Raw genomic sequence first — 24,613 nt, 5'->3', positions numbered from 1 at the left:
GCCCGGGGCGTCGGGCTCCAGCAGGCCGGCTCAGGCCGGGGCCCGCGCGGGCATCGCTCCCGGGCGCAGAGCCGGTCTGGACCGGGGGAGGACCACGGGACTGCCCGTGTCCGGGTCCGGGATGACGCGGCAGGGCATCCCGAACACCTCCTCGACCAGCTCCTCGGTGACGATCTCCTCCGGAGCCCCCTCGGCGACGATCCGCCCGCCCTTCATCGCGATGAGGTGCGTCGCGTAGCGAGCCGCGTGGTTGAGCTCGTGCAGGACCGCCACGACCGTGCGTCCGTGGGCGCGGAGCTCGGCGACCAGGTCGAGGAGCTCGACCTGGTGCGCGATGTCGAGGTAGGTGGTCGGCTCGTCGAGCAGCAGGACCTGCGTCTCCTGGGCCAGGACCATCGCGATCCACACGCGCTGCCGCTGCCCGCCCGAGAGCTCGTCGAGGGCCCGGTCGCGCAGGTCCGTGACTCCGGTCGCGGCCATGGCGTCGGCCACGGCCCGCTCGTCGGCGCGGGACCAGCGTGACAGGAGCGACTGGTGCGGGTAGCGCCCGCGCGAGACCAGGTCCGCGACCGTGATCCCGTCAGGGGCGAGCGCCGTCTGGGGGAGCAGCCCGACGACGCGCGCGAACTCCCGCGCGTGCCACGCGTGGACGTCGCGGTCGTCGAGCGTCGCTGACCCGTCGGTCGGGCGGAGCAGGCGCGCGAGGGCGCGCAGCAGCGTCGACTTGCCGCACGCGTTCGGCCCGACGATCACCGTGAACGAGCCGTCCGGGATCGCGACGTCGACGCCCTCCAGGACGCGACGGTCGTCGTACCCGACGTCGAGGGCGGTGCCGTGCAGTCGGGTCATCTGGGGGTCCTTGGTCGAGGAGGGGCGAGAGCCGGTCCGGTGGGTGTCGGCGAGGGCGTGGGAGAGGTCATGACCGCCCGGTCTCGGCGGCGAGCAGCCACAGCAGGTACAGCCCGCCGATGCTCACGGTCACGGCACCGACGGGCAGGGGCAGCCCGGGGATCGCGTGCTGCGCCACGACGTCGGCGAGACTGAGCAGGAGCGCACCCACGAGCGCGGTCGAGACGAGCCCCACGGTGCCGTCGGCGCGCGTGAGGCGCCGCGCTACCTGCGGGGCGGCGAGGGCGACGAACGCGATGGGGCCGGCCGTCGCGGTCACGAGGGCCGTGAAGGCGATCCCGACCACGATGAGCAGGACCTTGGACCGCTCGAGCCCCAGGCCGTGGGTCGCGGCGGCGTCGTCGCCGAGCTCGAGCTGGCGCATCCTCGGTGCGACGACGACCGCGACCAGGCACAGCACGAGCATGACGGCGATCGGCGGCCAGGCCTGCGGCCACCGGACCCCGTTGAGGGTCCCGGCACCCCAGACCGCTGCCCTCAGCGCGAGGTCGACGTCGACCTTCACGAGGATCCACGTGTTGACCGAGGTGAGCATCGCGCTGAAAGCGATCCCCACGATGATGAGTCGGAAACCCTGCACCCCTCGCTGGAACGCGAACACGTAGACGAGGAGCGCGGTCGCGAGCCCGCCGACGAGCGAGCCCGTCGCGACGGCCGCCCAGCCCGCTCCGCCCAGGAGCATCACGACCAGGACGCCCGTGTACGCGCCCATGTTGAGTCCGATCACGTCGGGGCTGCCCAGCGCGTTGCGGGTCAGCGACTGGAACATCGCCCCGCTCAGCCCCAGGGCGGCGCCGAACGCGATCGCGAGCACGGCCCGGGGCAGCCGCCAGTCGACGACGACGGTACGGGTCGCCCGGGTGGTCTCACCGAAGAGCGCCTCGAGGACCGCTGCCGGGCGCAGGGTCGTCGACCCGAGGCTCAGCGCGGCGATCAGGGTCGCCACGAGGGCGAGCACGAGCGCCGCGCAGACCACGACCGTCCGTCGGTCGACGCGGAACGAGAGCAGGTCGCGCGGGGTGCGCACGACGAGAGCGCGTCGAGCGGGATGCGCGGCGACGGGAGCGCGGTGGCTCTCCTGCTCGACGGCGGTCACAGGCCCCTCACGTTCTTGCGGCGGACGAGTGCGACGAGCACGGGCGCTCCGACCAGTGCGGTGACGATCCCGACCTCGAGCTCGGCGGGACGGACGATCAGGCGCCCGAGGACGTCCGACCCCAGCAGGAGGACCGGGGCGAGGACCGTGCTGAACGCAAGGATCCATCGTTGGTTGGGGCCCGTGAACCACCGCACGGTGTGCGGCACCATGAGACCGACGAAGCCGATCGGTCCCGCGGCGGCCGTCGCGGCCCCGCAGAGCAGGGTCACGGCGACGATCGTCACGACGCGGGTCGTGCCGATCCGTGCGCCGAGCGACCGTGCCAGGTCGTCGCCCAGCGCGACCGCGTCGAGCGATCGCCCGGCCAGCAGCGCGAGCAGCAGGCCCGCCGCGACGAACGGCAGGATCGCCGCGACCGTCCCCGGCGGGCGGTCGGTGATGCTGCCCGTGCCCCAGAAGCGCATGCGGTCGAACGTCTCGGGCGAGAGCAGGGTCAGGGTCGAGGAGATCCCGGTGAGCACCGCGCCGAACGCGATGCCGACCAGCGTGAGCCGGAGCGGGGTCGCGGCCGCTCCACGGGAGGCCAGGCCGTACACGGCCACGGTCGCGAGGACCGCGCCCGCGAACGCGAAGGGCAGGTACTGCCCGATGGTCGTGACGCCGAAGACCGCGATACCCAGCACGACGCCGAAGCTCGCCCCCGCGTTGACGCCGAGGATGCCGGGGTCCGCGAGCGGGTTGCGCGTGAGCGCCTGGATCAGCGCTCCCGACACGCCGAGCGCGGCGCCGACCAGGACACCGAGGACGGTCCGTGGCACGCGCAGCTCGGTCACGACCAGGTGGGCGTCGGAGCCGTCCGGGGCGCGCAGCGCGTCGAGGACCACGTCGAAGGGCACGGCGCGTGCCCCGACCACCAGGCTCACGAGGCAGACGGCGCCGAGAAGGACGATCGAGAGCGCCAGCCCCAGGGTTCTGGAGCGCCAGGTCCGCGTCGACCGCGCCCGAGGCCCCAGAGGGTCACGGTCGCGGACAGTGCTGGTCCCCGTGGGGTCCGCGGTGCCGTCCGCCGTGAGGTGGTCGCCGAGCGTGCCGGCGGGTGCGGGGGAGAGGGCGCTCACGCGGCGGGCTCGCGGACGGCGAGCTCGCCGTGGGGGTCGGTCATGAGCCGCTCGAGCGGGATGCCGCACTCGCGGCTCAGGGCCTTGAGCAGTCCGTGCCGTGTCGTGAAACCGGCCGCGTGCACGGCCTGGTGCACGCTCTCGCCGTTGCGGAGGCTGACGATGGCCCGGTTGAGGCGCGCCTTGGTGCGCCACCGGGCGAAGGTCAGGCCCGTCTCCTCGACGAAGAGGCGCTGGACGTGGCGCACGCTGAGGAACTGTCGCTCGGCGAGCGCCTCCAGGGTGCCGTCGAAGCTCGCTGCCTCGACCGCGATCGCGTGGGCCGCCGGGTGCTCGGGGAACGTCAGCGGGAAGTACTCCTGGGTGATCGAGCGCAGCACGTCCTCGAACGCCGCGCGGAACGGGAGTCGCTCCTCGTCGGTCTCGGGGGCAGCGCACAGCACGACCATGACGAGCTCGGCGAGCGCGGGGCTCGCCCCGAGGACGCGGATCCGCCCGCCGGGAGGATCCGCGTCGGGCGACAGGATGGGCCCGATCACCATGCTGTCCTCCGCGAGCGTGAGCCCGTGCTCGACCCCCGCGGGGATCCACGCGCTCTGCCCGACCTGGAGCAGGATGTCGTGCCCTTCGACCGCGAGCGTGCCCCTGCCGGCGATCACGTAGACCAGGTGGGGCTCGTCGTGGACGTGCGGCGGGTGCCCCAGGAAGCGCAGGGCGTTGGTCCGTGCGACGGCTCGGCCGAGCTCGACGAAGGTCATGGTCTTCCTTGCCTGGATTGGTCGCGCTGGCGCGTCGGATGTCATTCTGGTCGCGCCTAGACTGACTTAGGTAAGGCTACGCTAGCTGAGCCTGACCCCACCTTGCCAATCGGCTGCGTCACAGCGGAGCCCCACACAGCACGAGGACCCATGCTGCGCCTCAGAACTCCTTTCCTTGCCCTGGCGACCTCCGCCGCGCTCGTCGCGCTGGCCGGCTGCTCGACGACGGTCGACGAGCCCGTGGGCTCCGCCGGCACCGCCGCCCCGAGCGACGCACCCGACCGGGTCGTCACGACCGACCAGGGCGACGTCACGATCCCGGGCGACCCGCAGCGGGTCGTCGTCCTCAACTCGGCGCTCGCCGGCTCGCTCTTCGCGCTCGACGTGCCCGTGCACGCGACGATCCCCGAGGTCCCCGGTCCGGGAGGCGGTGACTACCCCGAGAGCTGGGCGAAGGACGCCGAGGCCGACGGCACCGTCATCCTGCCCTGGGGGGAGGACGGGTTCGACTACGAGGCGATCCTCGCCGAGGAGCCGGACCTGATCGTGGGTGGTGGGCAGGGCTTCCCGGCCTTCCAGGCGACCCAGGCCTACGAGCAGCTCACCGAGATCGCCCCGACCGTGATCGTCAGCAACACGCTCCTCACCTGGCAGGACCAGCTCTCGTTCCTCGCGGAGGACGTGTTCGACGCCGCCGACAAGGAGAAGGACCTCGTCGCCGCCTACGAGTCCCGCGTCGCGGAGGTCGCGGCCGCGATCGAGCTGCCGCCGACCCCGGTCGCCTACGTCGTCCTCACCTCGGACGGGACCCCGTACTCCCTGCCGGAGACCTCTGCGCTGCCGCAGACGCTCGCGGCCGTGGGGCTCGAGCCGTCCCCCGTGATCGCTGACAACCCCGGGTTCGAGGCCTTCGGCACGGGCGACTCGTTCGAGATCTCGACCGAGCAGGTCAGCCAGGTCTTCACGGCGCCCACGGTCTTCACGTTCACGTTCAACGCGCCGTCGGGCGACGTCGCGACGCTCGCGCAGAACCCCGTCTACGCGGCGTTGCCCGCCTTCGCCTCGGGTAACGCCTACGACCTGCCGCACTGGGCGTACCGCGCGGACTACGTACGCACCATGGAGCTCCTCGACGTCGTCGAGGACATGTTCACCCCGGACGCCGGGTAAGGACTCCCGATGGCCCAGCACCAGCACGTCACCCACCCCATCGTCCTGCGACGTCTCGAGGTCAAGGAGGTCGTCGACCTCAACCCGCGGATGCGGCGCGTTACCCTCACGGGCCACGAGCTCGCGGGCTTCGAGCGCGACGGGCTGGACCTGCCGGCCCTGGTGAGCACGGGCTTCGACGACCACGTCAAGCTCGTGCTCGCCGAGGGCGGGGACATCGAGTCCGCGCTGCCCGTGCAGCGCGCGCAGAGCATCGACTGGCCCGAGGCCCCGCACCGCCGCATGCGCGACTACACGCCGAGCCGCTGGGACCCGGTCGCGCGCGAGCTCGACCTCGACTTCGTCCGCCACGGCGACGGCCCCGCTGCGACCTGGGCCGAGAAGGCGCAGGTCGGGGACGCACTGCACATCGCGGGGCCCAAGGCCTCGGTCGTCCTGCCCGAGGGCATCGACTGGGTGCTGCTCGCGGGCGACGAGACCGCGATCCCGTCCGTCGTCCGCTTCCTCGCGGAGCGACCGACCGAGTCCCCGGTCCAGGTCGTGCTCGAGGTCCGTCACCCGGAGGCCGTCCAGGAGCTCGACCTGCGCGAGCGGGACACCGTCCGCTGGTCGGTGATCGGTGAGCACGCACCTTCCGCGCTGAGCACTGCGGTGACCGCGGTCGACTGGTGGCCCGGGAGCGTGTACGCCTGGGCGGCGGGTGAGGGCCGGTCGCTGCTGCCGCTGCGCCGCTGGCTCGCGCGGGACCGCGGGGTCCCCAAGTCGCACCAGAACGTCACGGGCTACTGGACCGAGCAGCCGGCGGCCGTGAGCACGGCCGAGGTCTCGGGTCCCGCGCCCACGGACCCGCACGTGCTGCTCTCGCCCGTGCCGTGGTTCGCGAGCCGCGCCGCGCTGTCGCTCGGCCTGCTCGACGCGGTGGCCGACGCGCCGCGCCCCGTCGGGGCGCTCGCCGACGCCCTGGGGATCGCCGACCAGGCCATCGAGGCCCTCGTCGACTACCTGGTCGTGATCGAGGTCCTCCTGCGTGACGGAGAGGCAGTCCGGCTCGGACCCGTGGGGGAGCTCGTGCTCGACGAGGACGAGCTTCGCGGGGAGCACGACGACGGCCTCGAGGGCCGCGCGCTCGCCGCGCTCGCGGAGCTCGGTCCCGCGGTGGGTGCCGGCCAGAGCGCCTATGCGCGTCATCATGGTCGCTCGCTCTGGGCCGACCTCCAGGACGACCGGGAGCTGTTCGCCGACCAGCTCGGCGAGGCTCGCGGATTCCCGTTCGTGGTCCGAGGGCTCCCGGCGCTCGCTTCCTGGCAGGGGGCCCGGGCCGTGACGGTGACGGGGATCGGTGCCCCGACGCTGGTCGCGACCGAGGGGCTGGCAGACGTCCGGTTCACGGTCGTCGAGCCGCCCGTCCCCGCCGCGGTGCTGCGCGAGGAGATCGCGAGCGCCGAGGTCCGGGTCGAGCACGGCTTCGAGCGCAGCGACCTCGTCGTGGCCGCGCTCGCTCTGCGCTACCGGACCGACGACGAGGTGCGTGCGCTCCTCGCGCAGGCGGCGGCGAGCGCCGATCGTCTGCTCGTCGTCGAGGAGCTCACCGACCCGACCGTGGTCCCGACGGACCACGAGGCCGAGCACCTGCTGCTCCGGCTGTCGGGCACGGGCTCGCCGTCCCGCACGCCCGAGCGCATCGTCGCGCTGGCCGGGGACTCCGGCTGGGACCTGGTCCGGCACACCTCGCTGGGGTGGACCTTCGAGGCGTTCGAGCTCACGCGCACGGGCGCCTGACGAGAGGACCGCGCCCGACGGCGGCCCGCACCTTCGCTGTGAAGGTGCGGGCCGCCGTCGGGCGCGGAGAGACGCCGGTCGTACCCGGCCTCCTCGCCGGGCCCGGCCCGCCCGGCGAACACCTACCGGTTGCCCGGTCCACCTCTCCACCCGAGACTGTCACCACGCGACGAGGAAGGGCGTGCCATGACCGTTGAGACCTCCCGGTTCGGACGAGCGGTGGCGCCCACGCGCCGGAGGCTGGTCGCCTCGACGTCGGTGCTCGTGCTCGGGGTGGTCATGACCTTCGGGGCCGCGGCCCTGGGGCCGTTCGTCGCCCCCGCTGCGGCCGACCAGCTGCCGACGTGCCCGACCGGGGACTCGGACGGGACCGTCGGGCCGCCGCTGTTCACGGACAACGCGGTCGCGGTCTATGTCGGCGGGGACTTCACGGCGAACGAGGACGCGGCCGAGTCGGAGGGCCTGATGGTCGTCCACGGGGACGCGAGCTTCGAGCGGGAGGGGATCTTCAACGTCGGCGTCGTGGGTGCGGGCTCGGGCTCGGTACCCACGCCCGGATCGACCATGCTGGCCGTGGGCGGCGACCTGACCATCGGCCCGACCTCGGCGGTCGACGTCGGTGCCGGGACCGCCGGGGGAGGCGCGGTGCACGTCGGCGGCGTGATCGACGACGACTCCCGGCTCCTGACGAACGGCGCGGGAGCCATCGAGAACATGGGGCAGGGCCCTGCACTGTCCCCGTACGACCCGGACGTCTTCCCTCAGGAGATGATCGACGTCTCGGGCGAGCTGGCCGCACTCGCGGCGAACGGCACGGTGGCCCGCTCGGACGGCACCGTGGTCTTCACGGCGGGAGCCGACGACCCCGCCCACCCGGGGCTCCAGGTCTTCGAGATCGACGCGGCGACGCTCGACGGGGCGACCGCGCTCCAGTTCAACGGCATCCCGGACGGCGACTCGGTCGTGGTCAACGTGACCGGGGGGCCCGTGGACTTCTCGCCGCAGGACTTCACCACGGACGGCGTGCGGGTCGACGCGTTCGGCTTCCCCGGGTTCGGGGCCTTCGCGTCGAGCCTGATGTGGAACTTCACGGGCGACACCCAGGTGTCGATCGGTCAGGACGGTCAGTTCATGGGGTCGATCATGGGCCCGGACATCGACCTCACGGCGACCACCAGCACCAACGGGCGCATCCTCGTCGGCGGTGACCACACGATGGGGGGTGCGGGCACCGAGCACCACAACTACCCGTGGAACTACGCGTTCCCGTGCGAGGACGACGTCCCGCCGCTCCCCACCGAGACCGGCTCGATCACGGTGACCAAGGACGTGGCCCCGGGCTCGGGCCTCACGAACCTCGTCTTCACGGGCTCGGCCCGCTGCACGCTGGCCGACGACTCGATCTTCATCGCCCGGTGGTCCGTCAAGGCCGACGAGGTCACGGTCTTCGACAACCTCCCGCTCGACGTCACGTGCGTGATCCTCGAGAACCTGGACGAGGTCTACGAGGACGTGGACGGCGAGCTCGTGCCGGTCGACGTCGAGGACCGGCAGTGGGCCGATCCCGTCTTCACGGTCGACGGGCGGGTCACCGACGAGTTCACCATCACCGAGGACGGTCAGGACATCGCGATCGGCATCACCAACGTGCTGCTCGGCACGGTCGACGTGACCAAGGTCGTGAGCGGCCCTGCGGCCGGCTACGTGGGCGACCGGACCTTCGACGTCGACTGGCAGTGCTCGGCCGGGGCCTACGTCGACGGAGAAGCCGTCGAGCCCGCGGTGTCCTCGGGGACCGTGAGCGTCGCCGCGGGGGCCACGGCTCGCCCCACCGTGGGGGGAGCGGAGGCCTGGTTCCCGGTCGGGAGCACGTGCAGCTTCACCGAGGCGGCGCTCGTGGCCGAACCCGGGGACTTCTCCGGCACAACGTTCGAGTGGTCGGGTTCCACCGTGGACCCGGCGCAGGTCGTGGTCGGCACGGGCGAGGCGGGCACCGCCGTGGTCACGGTGACCAACACCTACGTCAGCACCGTCGGAGGCTTCACGATCGCCAAGGCCCTGACGGGCGCGGGCGACGCGCGAGTGCCCGACGACACCGTGTTCACGGTGCGTTACACCTACGCGGTGAACGGGACGACGGTCAGCCAGGACGTCCAGGTACCCGCCGACGGGACGCTCGTCCTCGGGCCCCAGGACCTGCCGGTGGGCACGGTCGTCACGTTCGAGGAGATCTCGCTGCCGGGGGTCCCGGGCGTCACGTGGGGCACGCCCACGATCACGGTCGACGGACAGGGGACCAACCGGCTCGTGGTCGCGGGCGGCGCCACCGCCGAGGTGGTGGTCACGAACACGGCCGACACCGCACCGACCCCGACGCCCACGCCCACCGTCCCGACCACGCCCGACGGCGACCTGGCCTCGACCGGTGCCGACGTCGCGCTGCTCGCGGGGGTCTCGGTCCTGTTCGTCGTGCTCGGCCTCGCGATCGTCGCGGCCCGCCGCAGGCACCTCGCAGGGGGCGAGTAGGTCCCGGGTCGAGGCGCCGTCCCTCCGTACCGGCACCACCGGGCGGGAGGGCGGCGTCTGCATGTTCCTGCCCGGCGGCTACCCCTGGTGGGTCGACGCGTGCCACCGGTCCTGCGTGTCGTACGGGAGCTCGTCGTCGTAGTACCAGCCCGCGGGCATGCGCGACGGGTCGAACCAGACGTGGCCACCCCGGGTCCAGCGACGCCGGTACGCGATGATCCGCTCGGGCGTGGTGTCCTCGACCCCGCTCTCGGCCCCGCAGCAGTCGCAGATCGCGTGCGTGGGCCCGTCGAGGGTCCAGCCCGGCTCCTCCAGGTCCCACGCGCACACGCGGCACAGCGTCGCGCGGTTCGCGACGTCCCCGGGGCCGTCGGCCCGTGCGAGGCGGACGAGTGCCGAGAGGGCGCGGAGGGGGTGGGCTGCTCCGAGTGCTGCGATTGTCTGACGCGGCATGCGCGGATCCTTCTGCTCGGTCTCGGCCGTCGGACGTCGGTCCGACGGCGGGCCCACGCCGTCCGAGGCCCCGGAGTGCGCCCTCTCCAGGGGTGGCCGACGCGCGGGCTGGCGTGAGTCTAGACCGCGGAGCCGTGGACGGGACAGGATGAAACGCCGGACTCCTGCTCGTGTCTCGGAGGCGCCCTCCGGACACCCGGGTTCGTGCCGCAGAACCCCTTGCGACCAGACCCGTCACGGTGCCGACCATCGGTCGGCGCGGCCTCTCACAACCCCCCGGGGACGGCTGTGCGCAAAGCCTTACGGACGGGAAACGGGCGGCTCGCCCCCGGGAAACACGCGCTTCCTACCGTCACGGGTACTGGTCGAGCGCCGCTCGACGCGCCAGGTCCCCGCTCCAGGAGGCGCCATGTCCGTCCCCGCAGGTCCCCCCTCGCAGACCACGACCACGATCGACCACCCCGCCACCGACCAGCCCGCGCCCGCGCTCCCGACGAGCGCGGCGCCGTCGGGCACGGGCGTGCGGACCGAGACCGCACCGGGCGCCGCACCGCAGAGCGCCCCGCACCGTCGTGGGCGCTGGATCGACCACTGGGACCCCGAGGACCCCACGTTCTGGCGCGACGGCGGCCGCAAGGTCGCCACCCGCAACCTGTGGATCTCGGTCTTCGCCGAGTTCCTCGGGTTCGCGGTGTGGGCCCTGTGGTCGATCGTCGTGCCGCAGCTCGGCGCGGCCGGCTTCACCTTCACCGTGGACCAGCAGTTCTGGCTCATCGCCGTCCCCAGCCTCGTGGGCGCGACCCTGCGCATCCCGTACACGTTCGCGGTCCCGCTGTTCGGCGGGCGCACCTGGACCGTCGTGTCCGCGCTCCTGCTCCTGGTGCCCACGGTCTCGCTCGCGGTCGTCGTGCAGAACCCCGAGACGCCGTTCGGCGTGATGCTGCTCGTCGCGGCGCTCGCGGGCGTCGGCGGCGGCAACTTCGCCTCCTCGATGGCCAACATCTCCTTCTTCTACCCGGAGAAGGAGAAGGGCAGGGCGCTCGGGCTCAACGCCGCGGGCGGCAACCTCGGGACGGCCGCGGTCCAGTTCGCGGTGCCCCTCGTGATCGTCGCCGGCGCGGGCATCGCGCTCGAACGGGCAGGGCTCATGATGATCCCGTTCATCCTGCTCGCGGCGTTCCTCGCGTGGCGGTACATGGACAACCTGACGCACGCCAAGGCCGACTTCCGCTCGTTCGCCGCCGCGACCCGCAACCGGCACACGTGGATCATCTCGTTCCTCTACATCGGGACGTTCGGGTCGTTCATCGGCTACTCGGGTGCGTTCCCCACGCTGCTCAAGAACCAGTTCCCCGAGGTCACGCTCTCGATCGCGTTCCTCGGCGCGCTCGTGGGCTCGGTGTCCCGGCCGCTGGGCGGGACGATCGCCGACAAGGTCGGCGGGGCGCGCGTGACGATCGTGGCGTTCGGCGTCATGGCGCTCGGGGCCTTCGGAGCGATCCAGGCCCTCGAGTCGCACAGCTTCGGGCTGTTCTTCGGGTCCTTCCTGCTGCTGTTCGTCGCGACCGGCATCGGCAACGGGGCGACCTACCGCATGATCCCCGCGGTCTTCGCGGCCTCGGGGGACCTCGCCGCACGGACCCTGCCCGACGACGAGCGCGCGGCCCACCGCACCCGGATCCGCAAGGCGGCCGCGGGCTGCATCGGCATCGCGGGAGCCATCGGGGCGTTCGGCGGGTTCCTCATCCCGCGCGGCTTCGCGATCTCGAACGACCTGGCCGGGTCGCTCGTCCCGGCCCTGTGGATCTTCATCGGCGTGTACGCGGTCATGGCCGTGGTCACGTGGGCCGTGTACCAGCGCCGGGGTGCGCGCATGGCCGCGGCCGGGATCTGAGCATGGTCGTCCACCCCGCCGCGGTCCCCGTCGCAGGCCCGGCCGGCGCCCCGGCCGCCGCCGCCCGACCCGGGCGCGCGGCGCCGTCGGGCATCGCGGCGGACACGCACTGCCCCTACTGCGCGCTGCAGTGCGGCATGTCGCTCACGCCCGCGCAGGACCGTGGACCCGACGGCGGAGCCTCGCCCCGCGTGGTCGTCGCACCGCGAGAGTTCCCCACCAACAAGGGCGGGCTGTGCCAGAAGGGCTGGACCAGCGCGAGCCTGCTCACCGCGCACGACCGGCTCACGGTCCCGCTCGTGCGCGACCGCACGGTCGACGCGGCGGGGGCCGTGACCCGCGGCGGGCTGCGGCCCGCGACGTGGGACGAGGCGCTCGGGCGGGTCGCCCGCGGCCTCACGGAGATCCAGGCCGCGTCGGGGCGCGACGCGGTCGCGGTCTTCGGCGGCGGAGGACTCACCAACGAGAAGGCATACGCGCTGGGCAAGCTCGCACGGACGGTCCTGCGGACCGCGAACATCGACTACAACGGGCGCTTCTGCATGGCGAGCGCCGCGGCCGGCGCCAACCGCGCGTTCGGTGCCGACCGTGGCCTGCCGTTCCCGCTCGCGGACCTCGCGGGGGCCGACGCGGTGCTGCTGCTCGGCTCGAACCTGGCCGAGACCATGCCGCCCTCGGTCCAGCACCTCGCGGGCGTGCGATCGCGCGGCGGGCTCGTGGTCGTGGACCCGCGACGGTCGGCCACGGCCGCGCTCACGGGCGCGGGGGCGCCCGGCGGTGCGGCGGACGCGCCACCCCAGGGCGTCCACCTGCAGCCCGTCCCCGGCACCGACCTCGTGGTGCTGCTCGCGCTCCTGCACGTCGTGTGGGCCGAGGAGCTCGCGGACGAGGAGTACCTCGCCGCGCGCGTCTCCGGGGTCGACGACGTGCGCCGCGCGGTCGCGGCCTGGTGGCCCGAGCGCGCCGAGACCGTGTGCGGGATCGCGGCCGACGAGCTCCGCCGGGTCGCGCGGCTGCTCGCCGCGGCCTCGCCCGCGCGCGGCGGGCGCGGCGCGTACGTCCTGACGGGGCGCGGCGTCGAGCAGTCGACCCAGGGGACCGCGACCGTCACGGCCGCGATCGACCTGGCGCTCGCGCTCGGGCTGCCCGGCCGGACCGGCTCCGGGTACGGCGCGATCACGGGGCAGGGCAACGGGCAGGGCGGCCGGGAGCACGGCCAGAAGGCCGACCAGCTCCCGGGCTACCGCAAGATCGACGACCCGGCCGCGCGCGCTCACGTCGCCGCGGTGTGGGGCGTGGACCCGGCGTCGTTGCCCGGGCCGGGCAAGCCTGCGGTCGAGCTGCTGCGCTCGCTCGGGACGCCGGGAGGGCCGCGCGCGCTGCTCGTGCACGGGTCGAACGTGCTGGTCAGCGCCCCGGACGCGACGCGGGTCGCCGAGCGCCTCGACGCCCTGGACCTGCTCGTGGTGTGCGACCTGGTGCCGTCCGAGACCGCGCTGCGCGCCGACGTCGTGCTGCCCGTGACGCAGTGGGCCGAGGAGGAGGGGACCATGACCTCGCTCGAGGGGCGCGTGATCCGCCGCAGGCAGGCCGTGACGCCACCGATCGGCGTGCGGTCCGAGCTGTGGGTCTTCGCCGAGCTCGCGCGCCGCCTGGGCTCGACCGTGCCGTTCCCGCTCGACCCGGCCGAGGTGTTCGACGAGCTGGCCCGGGCCTCGGCGGGCGGCGTCGCGGACTACTCGGGGCTCAGCCACGCGCGGCTCGACGCCGACGAGGCCGCGGGCGGGCCGGGACTGTTCTGGCCCGTGCCGGCCGTGCCTGCTCGGTTGTCAGAACCAGGCCGGGCTGGGGACCGGGGAGCTTCTGACAACCCGGCCGGGCGAGGGGCGCACCCCGGCACCCCGCGACTGTTCCTCGACCGCTTCCACACCCCCGACGGCCGGGCGCGCATGGTCGCGGTCGACCACGTCGGGCCCAGCGACGACGTCCGCCCCGACGCTCCCGTCTACCTGGTGACGGGCCGCGTGCTGCAGCACTACCAGTCGGGCGCGCAGACGCGCCGCGTGGCCGAGCTCGACCGGATCGTGCCCGGCCCGTTCGTCGAGATGCACCCGATCCTCGGCTTCCGCCTCGGCATCCAGGACGGGGACCCGGTGCGGCTCACGTCGAGCCGGGGCGAGGTCCGGGCGCCCGCGCGCTGGAGCGACAAGATCCGTCCCGACACGGTCTTCATGCCCTTCCACTGGAGCGGGGCCGGGAGCGTCAACCGGATCACGACCGACGCGACCGACCCGATCTCCGGGATGCCCGAGTTCAAGGTCTGCGCTGTCGCGGTCGCGCCGGACCCGGCCGGGGACCTGCCGTCGGACCCTGCGCCGGGCAGGGCGCCCGGCGCGGCCTCAGGACCGGCGCCCGGCGCGGCTGCGGCGCCGGCCCGCGGCCGGGGCCACGAGCTCTCCGAGGAGGTGGTCGTATGACCGACGGAACTGCTGAGCTGTCAGAACCAGGCCGGGCCATGGCCCGGCCCGGTTCTGACGACCTGCCCGGGGGAGGGGCCCGCGGCGGCGAGCCCCTCGGTGGCGGAGGCCCTGCCGCCGCGGCGCCGTTCCGGGTCGTCGTGGTGGGCAACGGCATGGTCGGGTCGCGGTTCGCCGCCGACCTCCTGGCCACGGCCGGCCCGGACCAGGAGCACCGCGCCCGGCCCTTGCGCGTCACGGTGCTCGGCGACGAGGAGTACGACCCGTACAACCGCGTCCTGCTGAGCGAGGTCGTCGCGGGCCGGGCCGACATCGGCGCGCTGACCCTGCCCTCGACGGGCGACGAGCGCGCCGAGGTCCACCGCGGCGCGCCCGCGATCGCGATCGACCGCTCCTCGCGCACCGTGCTCACGAGCGACGGAGCGTTCCCGTACGACGCCGTGGTGCTCGCGACCGGCTCGTCCGCGCGCATCCCGGACGTGCCGGGGCTCGGGTCGGGGCCCGGCGGGACGCTCCCCGCCGGGGTCCACGCGCTGCGCACGCTCGACGACGCGCGCGAGATCGTCGCCGCGACCTCCAACGCGCGCCGCGCCGTCGTGATCGGTGCGGGCGTCCTGGGTCTCGAGGTCGCGTGCGGCCTGGCCCGACGTGGGCTCGCGGTGACCGTGGTCCACGGCGGGGCGAGCCCCATGGACCGCCAGCTCGGCCCCGACGCGGGCCTCGCGGCCTCGCGCACGCTCGCCGAGCTCGGGATCGCGGTGCGCACCGGGGTGCGGACGCGCGAGGTCGTGGTGCGTGGCGCGGGCGGCCGGGGTGCGGCGGTCGCGGGCGTCGTGCTCGTGCCCGACGCCGGCGACGACGCCGACGAGGTCCCGACCGACCTGCTCGTGCTGGCCTGCGGGACCGTGCCCGAGGCGACCCTCGCCCGGACCGCGGGCCTGACGGTGGACCGGGGCGTCGTCGTCGGGCACGGGCTGGCGAGCCCCGACGACCCCGACGTGTACGCGATCGGGGACTGCGCGCAGCCGCCCGAGGGCGGGACGGGGCTCATCGCGCAGGGGTGGGAGCAGTCGCGGCGGCTCGCGGCGCTGCTCGCCCTCCGCGTGCTGTCAGAACCTGGCCGGGCTCTACCCCGGCCAGGTTCTGACACCTCGGGGGCCGCAGCACGACTCCACGTCCGCTTCACCGACGACGAGCGGCCCAGCATGGCACTGCGGATCGCGCTAGGCGTCGAGCAGGGTGGGAGGAGCCCCGGGGACGAGCGGCTCGAGATGCTGCCAACGGGGGTCAGCAGCCTCCCAGCACCCCCGTTGGCCGCATCTCGTGGCGAGGGGGTGATGACCGGGGCCTCATCCGCTCTCCCGGCCGACTCGCCGGCCGCCCTGTCGGTCGACACACCGGTGGGCTCGGCGGTCGCACCGGCGAGGACGCCCCCCACCGCCCCGACCGACGTGGTGCGCCTCAAGGCCGCGGGGCTCGACGTCGTCGCGATGGGCGTGTGCGGCGCGCGGCGTGCCCACGACCCGAGCCACCGGACGCTCCGCCTGACCGACCCCGACGCGGGGCGGCACGTCGAGGTCGTCGTCGCGGGCGGGTTCCTCGTCGGGGCGACCGTGGTCGGCGCCCCGCAGATCGGTGCCGACCTCACCGCGACCTACACGCGCCGGGTCCCCGTGCCCGCGGACCCGGCCCACCTCCTGCTGCAACCCGTCGCGCAGGCCGCCGCTCCGGCGTCGGACCCCACGCACATGCCCGACCGGACCACGGTCTGCAGCTGCAACGGCGTGACCAAGGGCGACATCGTCGCGAGCTGGCGCGAGGGAGCCCGCAGCACCACGGACATCGCGCGCGCGACGCGCGCGACGACCGGGTGCGGCGGCTGCAAGGACGTCGTGTGCGGGCTCGCGGACTGGCTGCGCAAGGCCGACCCCGAGCAGCCGGGGACGGCGTCCGCCACGCCGCGTGCGGGCGGACGGGCCCCCGAGCCCGTGCCGGTCCACGGCTGACCTGGGCGGGCGACGGTTCAGCGCCGTGCCGGCGCCCCTCCGGATCGACGATCCCTCTTCTCACGCGCACCCCGCCGTGCGCGTGAGAAGAACGTTACGGAGGGGCAAAGGGGAGGGTGCGGCGCGGAAACCGCGCGTCTCTAGTGTCCGGAGCAGCAGCTGCTTCCCGGACACCCGGACCGCACCCCCCAGGAGCCCCCGTGACCACACCATCGAGCTCTTCCCGCCATCTCGTGATCGTCGGCGGCGGCATGGTCGCCCAGCGCCTCGTCGAGGCGCTGCGTGCGCGTGACACCGCCGGCGAGTGGCGGGTCACCGTCTTCGCCGAGGAACCCCGCTACCCCTACGACCGCGTCGCGCTCACCTCCTACTTCTCGGCGCGCGACCCCGAGGAGCTCAACCTCGGGGACCCCGCGCTGTGGGACGACCCGCTCGTGCGACTGGTCCGCGACTGCCGCGTCGACTCGGTCGACCGCGAGGCGCGTCAGGTCACCGACCGCCTGGGCCGGGTCCACGACTACGACGAGCTCGTGCTCGCGACGGGCTCGGACGCGGCGCGGCCGCCGATCCCGGGCAACGAGCTGCCGGGCGTGTTCGTGTACCGCACGATCGACGACGTCGCGGCCCTGCGCGGGTGGGTCGAGGCCAAGCGCGAGGAGCGGGCCGGGACGTCGTACGACCGCCCGGTGCGCGGCGCCGTCATCGGCGGCGGGCTCCTGGGGCTCGAGGCCGCGGGAGCGCTCAAGGCGCTCGGCGCCCAGGCGACCGTCATCCAGTTCGGGACGCACCTCATGGACGCCCAGATCGACCTGGGCGGCGGGCAGGCGCTCGGTCGCCTCATCAACGACATGGGCATCGCGGTGCGCGTGAGCACCGCGACCAAGGAGATGCGGCCCGCGCGCACCACGGGTCACGTGGGCCGCCTCGACTTCGTGGACGGCGGGCGGCTCGACGTCGACGTGGTCGTCATGGCGACGGGCGTCCGGCCGCGCGACAACCTGGCCCGGGACGCGGGCCTGCCGGTCGGTGAGCGCGGTGGCGCGGTCGTCGACCTGTCGTGCCGGACGCCGGACCCGCACGTGTGGGCGGTCGGCGAGGTCGCGTGCATCGAGGGCAGGTGCCTGGGGCTCGTCGCCCCGGGGTACGCGATGGCCGAGGTCGTCGTGGACCGGCTGCTGGGCGGCGAGGCGACGTTCCCCGGTGCGGACACCGCGACCAAGCTCAAGCTGCGCGGCGTGGACGTCGCGAGCTTCGGCGACGCGTTCGCGCGCACCGAGGGCGCCATGGAGCTCGTCTACGCGGACCCGGTCGCGGGCGTCTACAAGAAGCTCGTCCTGTCCGACGACGCACGGACCCTCCTGGGCGGCGTGTTCGTGGGCGACGCGACGCCGTACGCGTCGCTGCGTCCCATGGTCGGGCGCGAGCTGCCGGGCGACCCCGGGGCGTTCCTGCTGCCCGAGGGCTCGTCGGGGGGCGGCGCGGCGGGGCTCGAGCTGCCCGACGACGCGACCGTCTGCTCGTGCAACAACGTCACGGCGGGCACGATCCGCTCGGCCGTGACCGAGCACGCGTGCACCGACGTCGCCGCGGTCAAGTCGTGCACCAAGGCCGGCACGAGCTGCGGCTCGTGCCTCCCGCTCGTCAAGAAGATCACGACGACCGAGCTCGAGAAGGCCGGCATCGAGGTCTCGAACGCGCTGTGCGAGCACTTCGAGCTCTCGCGGGCGCAGCTCTTCGACGCGGTCCGCGTCGCGGACCTGCACACGTTCAGCGAGATCATCGCGCGGTTCGGTCGCGTTCCTGCCGGCGTGCCGGAGACGCCCGACGGCGTCGCCCAGGCGGGGCTCCCGGCCGCGGGCCCCGGCCGTGGTTGCGACATCTGCAAGCCGGTCATCGCGTCGATCCTGGCGTCGCTGGGCAACGGTCACATCCTGTCGGGAGAGCAGGCCGCGCTCCAGGACACCAACGACCACGTCATGGCGAACATGCAGAAGGACGGCACCTACTCGGTGGTCCCGCGCATCCCCGGCGGGGAGATCACGCCCGAGGGGCTGCTCGTGATCGGGCAGGTCGCAAAGGACTTCGGGCTCTACACCAAGATCACGGGCGGCCAGCGGATCGACATGTTCGGTGCGCGGATCGAGCAGCTCCCGCTGATCTGGCGCCGGCTCGTCGAGCACGGCTTCGAGTCGGGCCAGGCGTACGGCAAGTCGCTGCGGACCGTGAAGTCGTGCGTCGGGTCGACGTGGTGCCGGTTCGGCGTGCAGGACTCGGTGGGCATGGCGGTCGAGCTCGAGCTGCGGTACCGCGGGCTGCGCTCGCCGCACAAGATCAAGCTCGGGGTCTCGGGGTGCGCGCGCGAGTGCGCCGAGGCCCGCGGCAAGGACGTCGGCGTGATCGCGACCGACAAGGGCTGGAACGTGTACGTGGGTGGCAACGGCGGCTTCACGCCCAAGCACGCGAGGCTCCTCGCGGAGGATCTCGACGACGCGACGATGATCCGCACGATCGACCGCTTCCTCATGTACTACATCCGCACCGCGGACCGCCTGCAGCGCACGTCGGTGTGGGTCGACGAGGTCGAGGGCGGCCTCGACGGGATCCGCGCGGTGATCCTCGAGGACTCCCTGGGGATCGCCGCGGACCTCGACGCCGCGATGGCGGGTCACGTCGACGCGTACGAGGACGAGTGGCGCGCCGTCCTGGAGGACCCCGAGAAGCTCCGGCGGTTCGGTTCCTTCGTCAACGCGCCCGCGACGGCCGACCCCGACCTCGCGTACGTCGCCGAGCGCGGTCAGCCGCGACCGGCCACGACCGCCGAGCGCGAGGGCGCTGCGACGGGTGGGGTTCTGATCGCCGGGACGACTCTGGAGGTACGCAGATGAGCACGAGCACGTGGGGTTCCGAGGCCGTGGTGGCGGAGCCGGGGGCACGAGGCGCGGGCGGGACGGGCTGGGAGGCCGTCTGCCGGGCCTCGGACCTCGCGGTCGAGCGCGGCGCCGCGGCGCTCGTCGGCGGGCAGCAGGTCGCGCTCTTCCGGCTGACCGACGGTCGGGTGCTCGCGGTCCAGCAGCTCGACCCGTTCAGCGGGGCCAACGTCATGTCGCGCGGGATCGTGGGCACGCGCGGGGGCGTCCCGACCGTCGCGTCGCCGATGTACAAGCAGGTCTTCGCGCTCGAGACCGGGGTGTGCCTCGACCCCGTGGGGTTCCTCCCGGTGCTCGCGGCGGGACCGGACCTGGTGACGTGGCCCGTCGAGGTGCGTGCCGGCGTCGTGCACGTGGGCGTGCCCGCTGCGGACGGGACCGCGTGCTGACCGCCCGGTCACCGGCTCCCTGCCCCGCGGTGCCGGACAAGGTGTCAGAAGCACACCGGGCCATACCCCGGCCACGTTCTGACACCGGATCGGTGACCCTCGTGGGCGGCGGCCCCGGAGCGACCGACCTGCTCACCCTCCGTGGCTACCGTGCGCTCATGACCGCCGACGTCGTCGTGGTCGACCGCCTGGGCCCCCTCCAGGTCCTCGACGACCTCCCCGCGAGCGTCGAGGTCATCGACGTCGGCAAGACCCCGGGCCACCACCCCGTGCCCCAGCACGAGATCAACGCGATCCTCGTCGAGCAGGCGCAGTGCGGCCGCACGGTCGTGCGGCTCAAGGGCGGCGACCCGTTCGTCTACGGCCGCGGCGGGGAGGAAGTCCTGGCCTGCCGCGCCGCGGGGGTCCCGGTCGAGGTCGTGCCGGGCGTGAGCAGCGCCCTGTCCGTCCCGGCGCTCGCGGGCATCCCCCTCACGCACCGCGGGACGGTCGGTGCGTTCCTCGTGGTCAACGGCCACGGCGGTCTGGACGTGGGCGCGCTGGCCGCGGTCCGCGATCGCACGGCTACCCTGGTGATCCTCATGGGAGTGTCGATGCTGAGCGAGATCACGGACCAGGCGGTTGCCGCCGGGGCCGACGTCGGCACGCCCGTCGCCGTCGTCGAGTCGGGTTCCACGGAGCACCAGCGGGTCACGCGCGCCACGCTCGGGACGCTCGTCGAGCGCGCGGCCCAGGTCGGGGTGTGCGCCCCGGCGGTCGTGGTCGTGGGGGACGTGGCCGCCGCGGACCTGCTGGTCCCCGCGCTCGTCCCGGAGATGGCCCTGTGACGGGAGCGGTCCAGGGGTCGGCGGTCCCCGCCACCGCAGCGCAGCGCCCCGCGCTCGGCCAGGTCATGGCCGGCTGCACGGTTCTCGTCACGGCCGACCGGCGCTCGGCCGAGCTCGCCGCGGCCCTGGTCCGCCGGGGGGCCGAGGTGCGCCACGCGCCCGCCCTGAGCATGGTGCCCAACGAGGACGACGAGGCGCTCCTCGCGGGCACGCGCGACCTGATCGCCCGCCCGCCGGACGTCGTGGTCGTCACCACGGGCATCGGGTTCCGTGGCTGGATCGAGGCGGCCGACGCCCACGGGCTGGCCGACGAGCTCCTGGCCGTCATGGGCGGGGCACGCCTGGTCGCCCGCGGACCCAAGGCGCGCGGCGCGATCCAGGCCGCCGGCCTCCAGGCGGACTGGGTCGCGGAGTCGGAGACGTCGGGAGAGATCGCCGACGTCCTGCTCGGCGAGGGCGTCGACGGGCTGCGCATCGCCGTCCAGCACCACGGTGCGGGGGCCGACGGCCTGGACACGGTCTTCGCGCAGGCGGGCGCGGACGTCGCGAGCCTCATCGTCTACCGCTGGGGCCCGCCGCCCGACGAGGCGGCGCTCCGGGCCTCGGTCCACGCCGCGGCGGGCGGCGAGATCGACGCCGTCGTCTTCACCTCGGCCCCGGGCGCCGAGGCGTGGCTCGCGGCCGCGGAGTCGGAGGGCGTCGGCGACGCGGTCGTCGCACGGTTCGCGAGCGGCAGCATGATCGCCGCGGCCGTCGGACCCATCACGGCCCGCCCCCTTGCGCACCGCGGGATCGCGACCCTCCAGCCGGACCGCGGGCGCCTCGGCGCGCTGGTCCGCACGCTCGTCGGTCACTACGAGCACGCCGAGACCCTCGCGCTCGTGACCGTCGCGGGCATCCTGCAGATCCGCTCGCGCGTCGCGGTGCTCGACGGTCGCGTGCTCCCGCTCTCGCCCAGCGGGCTCGAGGTCCTGCGCCTGCTCGCGTCGCGGGCCGGGGAGATCGTGACCCGCGACCAGGTCCTCGCGGCGCTGCCCGGCGACTCGCGCGACCCGCACGCCGCGGAGGTCGCCGTGGCCCGGCTGCGCGAGGCAGTGGGCGAGCGCGCCCTCGTCAAGACCGTCGTCAAACGTGGCTATCGACTGGAGCTGGCATGAGCACGGAGATCCTGGGGTTCCCTTCCGGCGAGACCGAGGGGAGCCCGTCGTCGGGTACAGCAGGTGCAGCGGGCGACCCAGCAGCCGCACCCGTGCTCGTCGGCTGCTCGCACGGGACCAACGACGTCGCAGGCCAGGCCGCGATCCGTGCGCTGCTCGACGACGTCCGTGCGACGCGCCCCGACCTGGACGTCCGGGAGGCGTTCGTCGACGTCCAGCAGCCCGAGGTGGCCGACGTCGTCACGCACGCGGTCGCACCGCGCGCCCCGGGCGAGGGGCCGGGCGGTCAGGCCGGTCAGGCAGGTCAGGCCGTGGTCGTCCCTCTGCTGCTCTCCACGGGCTTCCACGTGAACGTCGACATCACCGAGGCCGTCTCGCCCGAGCACGAGGGGCGAGGTCCCGAGCACGGTGCGGCGACCGCGGCCCGCGCGCTCGGCCCCGACCCGCGCCTCGCGCAGATCCTCGCGGACCGCCTCGCCGCGGCCGGGACGCGTCCGCACGACGCGGTCGTGCTCGCGGCCGCCGGGTCGAGCAGGTCGGGGGCCGCGCGCGACGTCGAGGCCGTCGCCGAGCACCTGCGGGCGCACCACGACGGACCGGTCACGGTCGGGTTCGGCGCCATGGCGACCCCGTCGGTCCGTGACGCGGTCGCGGCGGCGCGCGAGGCGCTCGGCGGGGCCGCGGTCCCGGGCGAGGCGACCACCGCCTCGGGCGGAGGCGCCGACGTGGCCGGCGCGGCGCCGTCGGGCGGTGAGGACGAGCCTCCCCGCGTGGTCATCGCCGCCTACCTGCTGGCCCCCGGTTTCTTCCACGACCGCCTGCTCGAGGCCGGCGCGGACGTCGTCACGGCCCCGCTCGCCCCCGACGCTCGTCTGACCGCGATCGTGCTCGACCGCTACGCCGAGGGCGTCGCGGCGCTGCCGGGTCGCTAGGCGGACCGCACCGCCCGGGCCGCAGCCCGGGCGGCGCCGCGGCTCAGGCCGGGACCCGGGTCCTCGGCGCGACGAACGCCGCGAGCAGCGCGATCACGACCGTCACGCCGAAGCAGATGACGTAGGCCAGGAGGCCGAACGCGTCGTGCAGGGCCCAGAGCATCGACCCGGTCACCGCGAGCGCGATCGCCGCGGACAGCGCGTCCGAGACCTGGAGCGCCGAGCTGTTGGCGCCCTGCTGGTCCTCGGGCGACAGGGCGAGCGTGAGCACCGAGAGCGTCGGGTGGACCATGCCCATCCCCAGGCCCGCGACGGTCCACGAGAGCATGCCGAGGATCGGGGGCACGGAGGGCCACGCGAGGAGCGCGGTGCCCGCGATCCCGCCCGCGATGAGGAACGACCCGACGAGGACGAAGCGCGAGTGCGGCCATCCCCAGTGAGCCTTCCCGCGCAGCCACGCGCCGACCGACCAGCCGATCGCGCCGAACGTCAGGACCCCGCCTGCCTGCGCGGGGGAGAGGCCGCGCTCGTGCGAGAGGAGCAGCGGCAGCAGGACCTCGGTGCCCGTGAAGGCTGCCGCGACGAGGCCGCGGATCGCGATCACCGAGGGCAGCCCGCGCGCCGCGCGCACCGTGCCGCGCGGGAGCAGGTGCGGCACGCTCACCACGACCAGACCGAGCGCGACCACGAGCGCGGCGTACAGCAGCACGCCCTCCTGCTGGCCCGCGAAGTGCAGCAGGCCGATGCCCACGGCCGCGGCCACGGCCCACCACAGGGCTGCGTTCCCGCCGCGGTCGGCGGCGTCCGCCGCGTCCGTCGCGCGGCGGTCCTGCACGACGGCGCGCAGGCCGGGGCGCATCATGAGCACGGCCGGGACCGCGAGGAACGGCACGGCGAGGAAGACCCAGCGCCACCCGACGTGCTCGACGACGAGCCCTGCGATCGCGGGGCCGACGATCGAGGGCACGACCCACGCGGCGGCGAAGGCCGCGAACACCGACGGGCGCCGGTCCTCGGGGAACACCCGGGCGACGAGCACGTACAGCGCGACGATGTACATCCCGGTGCCGAGCCCCTGCACCACCCGCCCCGCGACGAAGACCTCCATGGTCGGGGCGAGCCCTGCGACGACCAGGCCGGCGAGGAAGAGGCCGACGCCGGCCCACAGCGACGGGCTCGGGCCGAACCGGTCGCACCAGCGGCCCGCGGCGACCATCCCGACGACGCTCGCGGCGATCGACCCCGCGAACGCGACCGCGTAGAGCGTCAGGCCGTCGAGGGCCTGCGCGACGGTCGGCATCGCGGTCGCGACGGCCAGGGCCTCGAACGCGCCGAGCAGCACGAGAGCGACCATGCCGATCATGACCGTGCGCTGGGTCGCGGGGGACAGGCCGCCGCTGGTCGGGCCACTGCCCGAGGGGCCGTGGGCGTCGGGGCCCGCTTCGTCCGGAGGCGCGGCCGCCGCGGGGGAACCGAAGGCTGGGGAGTCGGCGATCGCCTCGGCGACGTCGGCCTCGGGCGCCAGGGGGCGTGGTGGTTCCATGATTCCTCGCAGGGGTGGGCGCCGGCCGGGTGGGGCGTCGCGCGACAGGTGCGCTCGGTCGAGCGCTTCGACTAGTCTCGAACCTCAACCATTGTCGAGGTCAAGTGCATCCGGCCCGTCGATGGACGGAGTGACGAATGCCTGGAGCAATCATGCCTGACGAGGGGCCCCACCCCGACGACGAGCTCACGGTCGGCGAGCTCGCCCGCCGCAGCGGCGTCACGGTGTCGGCGCTGCACTTCTACGAGCGCGAGGGACTGCTCACCGCGCGCCGCACCCCGGGCAACCAGCGCCGCTACCCGCGCGAGACGCTGCGCCGCGTCTCGTTCATCAAGGTCTCCCAGCGCGTGGGGATCCCGCTCGCGCTGGTCCGCGAGGCGCTGGGGACGCTCCCGCAGAACAGGACGCCCACCGCCAAGGACTGGCGCCGACTCTCGCGCATGTGGCACGCGGACCTCGACGCCCGGATCGAACAGCTCGTGCGCCTGCGCGACCACCTCACCGACTGCATCGGGTGCGGGTGCCTGTCGCTGCGCAAGTGCGTCCTGGCCAACCCGCACGACGTGCTGGCCGAGGAGGGCCCCGGTCCCCGCACCCTGCTGGTCGACGGGCTCGACGACTGAGGGGTGGGAGCGCACGCCGCGTGCGT

General features: G+C 74.3%; 18 protein-coding genes. 12 read left to right on the top strand and 6 right to left on the bottom strand.

Annotated features, from left to right (window positions below; translation table 11 throughout):
* Positions 1-30: 30 nt before the first annotated feature.
* The 4 genes from ACIPWA_RS09135 to ACIPWA_RS09120 all read right to left on the bottom strand — a co-directional run bounded on the left by ACIPWA_RS09135 (position 31) and on the right by ACIPWA_RS09120 (position 3,884).
* The gene (locus tag ACIPWA_RS09135) at positions 31-849 is read right to left on the bottom strand and encodes an ABC transporter ATP-binding protein (protein WP_068710340.1); all 819 of its coding nucleotides are present in this window, start codon (positions 847-849) and stop codon (positions 31-33) included.
* A 67-nt stretch (positions 850-916) separates the two neighbouring features.
* Entirely contained in the window at positions 917-2,005 is a 1,089-nt protein-coding gene (locus ACIPWA_RS09130; RefSeq protein ID WP_400289569.1) for a FecCD family ABC transporter permease, read from the bottom strand.
* The gene (locus ACIPWA_RS09125) at positions 2,002-3,126 is read right to left on the bottom strand and encodes a FecCD family ABC transporter permease (RefSeq protein WP_400289567.1); all 1,125 of its coding nucleotides are present in this window, start codon (positions 3,124-3,126) and stop codon (positions 2,002-2,004) included. The genes ACIPWA_RS09130 and ACIPWA_RS09125 overlap by 4 nt, the downstream gene beginning before the upstream one ends.
* The gene (locus ACIPWA_RS09120; protein WP_400289565.1) at positions 3,123-3,884 is read right to left on the bottom strand and encodes a helix-turn-helix transcriptional regulator; all 762 of its coding nucleotides are present in this window, start codon (positions 3,882-3,884) and stop codon (positions 3,123-3,125) included. Before ACIPWA_RS09120 ends, ACIPWA_RS09125 begins: the two co-directional genes overlap by 4 nt.
* Positions 3,885-4,034: 150 nt before the next feature.
* Between ACIPWA_RS09120 and ACIPWA_RS09115 the strand changes: the two genes are divergently transcribed.
* From ACIPWA_RS09115 to ACIPWA_RS09105, 3 genes are all read left to right on the top strand, one after another.
* Positions 4,035-5,054 (top strand): ABC transporter substrate-binding protein, encoded by a 1,020-nt coding sequence (locus ACIPWA_RS09115; RefSeq protein WP_400289563.1) that lies wholly within the window; start codon positions 4,035-4,037, stop codon positions 5,052-5,054.
* A gap of 9 nt (positions 5,055-5,063) precedes the next feature.
* The gene (locus ACIPWA_RS09110) at positions 5,064-6,833 is read left to right on the top strand and encodes a siderophore-interacting protein (RefSeq protein ID WP_400289560.1); all 1,770 of its coding nucleotides are present in this window, start codon (positions 5,064-5,066) and stop codon (positions 6,831-6,833) included.
* Between the two features lie 186 nt (positions 6,834-7,019).
* Positions 7,020-9,359 (top strand): choice-of-anchor A family protein, encoded by a 2,340-nt coding sequence (locus ACIPWA_RS09105; protein WP_400289557.1) that lies wholly within the window; start codon positions 7,020-7,022, stop codon positions 9,357-9,359.
* A gap of 78 nt (positions 9,360-9,437) precedes the next feature.
* Here the strand turns inward: ACIPWA_RS09105 and ACIPWA_RS09100 are convergent, their stop codons facing one another.
* Entirely contained in the window at positions 9,438-9,812 is a 375-nt protein-coding gene (locus ACIPWA_RS09100; protein WP_400289554.1) for a hypothetical protein, read from the bottom strand.
* Positions 9,813-10,221: 409 nt separating this feature from the next.
* On the opposite strand from ACIPWA_RS09100, the gene ACIPWA_RS09095 reads away from it, so the two are divergent.
* From ACIPWA_RS09095 to ACIPWA_RS09060, 8 genes are all read left to right on the top strand, one after another.
* A complete protein-coding gene (locus ACIPWA_RS09095) occupies positions 10,222-11,706 on the top strand; it encodes an MFS transporter (RefSeq protein WP_400289552.1) in 1,485 nt (494 codons plus the stop codon).
* Between the two features lie 137 nt (positions 11,707-11,843).
* Positions 11,844-14,183 (top strand): molybdopterin oxidoreductase family protein, encoded by a 2,340-nt coding sequence (locus tag ACIPWA_RS09090; RefSeq protein WP_400289679.1) that lies wholly within the window; start codon positions 11,844-11,846, stop codon positions 14,181-14,183.
* Positions 14,180-16,189 (top strand): FAD-dependent oxidoreductase, encoded by a 2,010-nt coding sequence (locus ACIPWA_RS09085; protein WP_400289549.1) that lies wholly within the window; start codon positions 14,180-14,182, stop codon positions 16,187-16,189. Before ACIPWA_RS09090 ends, ACIPWA_RS09085 begins: the two co-directional genes overlap by 4 nt.
* Before the next feature lie 200 nt (positions 16,190-16,389).
* Positions 16,390-19,074, top strand: a complete 2,685-nt coding sequence (nirB, locus tag ACIPWA_RS09080) for a nitrite reductase large subunit NirB (protein WP_400289547.1) — start codon at positions 16,390-16,392, stop codon at positions 19,072-19,074.
* Positions 19,071-19,505 (top strand): nitrite reductase small subunit NirD, encoded by a 435-nt coding sequence (gene nirD, locus ACIPWA_RS09075; RefSeq protein WP_082608353.1) that lies wholly within the window; start codon positions 19,071-19,073, stop codon positions 19,503-19,505. Before nirB ends, nirD begins: the two co-directional genes overlap by 4 nt.
* 29 nt (positions 19,506-19,534) lie before the next feature.
* Positions 19,535-20,332, top strand: a complete 798-nt coding sequence (cobA, locus tag ACIPWA_RS09070; protein ID WP_400289678.1) for a uroporphyrinogen-III C-methyltransferase — start codon at positions 19,535-19,537, stop codon at positions 20,330-20,332.
* 65 nt (positions 20,333-20,397) lie between these two features.
* Positions 20,398-21,489, top strand: coding sequence for a uroporphyrinogen-III synthase (locus ACIPWA_RS09065; RefSeq protein WP_056761464.1), 1,092 nt, complete (start codon positions 20,398-20,400; stop codon positions 21,487-21,489).
* Positions 21,486-22,421 (top strand): sirohydrochlorin chelatase, encoded by a 936-nt coding sequence (locus ACIPWA_RS09060; protein ID WP_400289544.1) that lies wholly within the window; start codon positions 21,486-21,488, stop codon positions 22,419-22,421. Before ACIPWA_RS09065 ends, ACIPWA_RS09060 begins: the two co-directional genes overlap by 4 nt.
* A 43-nt stretch (positions 22,422-22,464) precedes the next feature.
* Here the strand turns inward: ACIPWA_RS09060 and ACIPWA_RS09055 are convergent, their stop codons facing one another.
* Positions 22,465-23,964 carry an MFS transporter gene (locus ACIPWA_RS09055; RefSeq protein WP_400289542.1) on the bottom strand — a complete coding sequence of 500 codons (1,500 nt, stop codon included), beginning with the start codon at positions 23,962-23,964 and terminating at the stop codon, positions 22,465-22,467.
* Positions 23,965-24,116: 152 nt separating this feature from the next.
* On the opposite strand from ACIPWA_RS09055, the gene soxR reads away from it, so the two are divergent.
* Positions 24,117-24,587, top strand: a complete 471-nt coding sequence (gene soxR, locus ACIPWA_RS09050; RefSeq protein ID WP_056644581.1) for a redox-sensitive transcriptional activator SoxR — start codon at positions 24,117-24,119, stop codon at positions 24,585-24,587.
* Positions 24,588-24,613: the final 26 nt, after the last annotated feature.

Origin of the sequence: Oerskovia enterophila, from assembly GCF_044748475.1 — a bacterium.
Taxonomy (GTDB): Bacteria; Actinomycetota; Actinomycetes; order Actinomycetales; family Cellulomonadaceae; genus Oerskovia; species Oerskovia enterophila.
Note: the sequence above shows the minus strand (reverse complement) of the source record. Positions and strands in the feature narration are given on the sequence as shown.